Raw genomic sequence first — 1,090 nt, forward strand, 5'->3', positions numbered from 1 at the left:
TTTTGAGGTGTGAATATTGGGACAAAGTGAAAAATATCGACCCTGACAACCTCGTTTTTTTGGATGAAATGGGTGTTCTATTGGGGTTAACACGAACTCATGCACGTTCAAAATGTGGTAGTAGAGTCGGCTCTCCTGAACTTGCGGTGATATTTTTATCTAATTAGAAAAGCAAGCTAATACGCGTTCTCGAAAATTATCAAAGTTTGAGAAGCCATATCCTTGTCGCATAATTAATTTAATTCGATTATTTATCCCTTCCATCACTCCACTTGTTGTGCGATTAAGAAAGTAATTACAAATTCCTTCAAAATGATTAACAATTGTCGAAGCTGATTCTTGGAAAAATATTTTCGCATAATTCAGCCAATCCTTGAACTCTGTCTGAGCTACTGTGACGGTCATATTGGTTTAATATATTTCTCGAAACTCTTCTTTCATCTCGTAGGCAATTCTTAAGCATTCTGATTTTTTCAAAACTATTTCCAGCTTTTCTATAGCAAAACCATTTGATTTGTAAACAATCGATTCAATGATCGCCAGCATTTCAGGTGGTTCTACATTCATGACTCAAATAGACTTGCTATATTTGATCCTGTTCAAGATTGATTCGATTACTCAATAATAAATATTTACTACCTCTGTCTGTGATTCCTATTCCTCGACGCAACTTATTCAAGTCTTTGTTAACTGCTTTCATCACGTGAAAACGGTCGATAACAAGTTTAGCATTTGGGAATACTTGTTCTATAACTTTGGGAAATCCTCCCCACATATCAACAGTCACTTCCTCAACTTTTTCGCGAACCTCAAGTGGTTGCATCATCAGGACCTCAACTATATCTTGCTGACGGTGAGAGTCAATCATTTCAATCAAATTACCCCCCTCGATGTCACTGACCACTGTTACGAAACTTCTTTTTCCTTGGCGCATACTTATCTCATCTATACTTACTCGTTTGACTGACTCCCAACAGTTTTTTTTTTGAGAGGAACTGACATGACTAAAAATACCTTTAACTTCGTCATAACTCAATCCTTCTTCTCGCCCTATTTGTTCCATGCTCGACTGTTGAACACGCGCATAAAT

The 1,090-nt window shown here is 37.0% G+C and carries 3 protein-coding genes; all 3 read right to left on the minus strand.

Translation table 11 applies throughout. The features are described from left to right. Positions 1-159: 159 nt before the first annotated feature. Positions 160-405, minus strand: coding sequence for a transposase (locus QUB33_RS29540; protein WP_333358275.1), 246 nt, complete (start codon positions 403-405; stop codon positions 160-162). A 6-nt stretch (positions 406-411) separates the two neighbouring features. Beyond that, complete coding sequence (locus tag QUB33_RS29545) at positions 412-567, minus strand: hypothetical protein (RefSeq protein WP_333358278.1); 156 nt, start codon at positions 565-567, stop codon at positions 412-414. A gap of 16 nt (positions 568-583) precedes the next feature. Beyond that, positions 584-1,090, minus strand: a 507-nt coding sequence (locus QUB33_RS29550) for a transposase (protein ID WP_333358283.1), incomplete at its 5' end; no start/stop codon positions are given.

The organism is Microcoleus sp. B3-A4, from assembly GCF_036705385.1.
Classification (GTDB): Bacteria; Cyanobacteriota; Cyanobacteriia; order Cyanobacteriales; family Microcoleaceae; genus Microcoleus.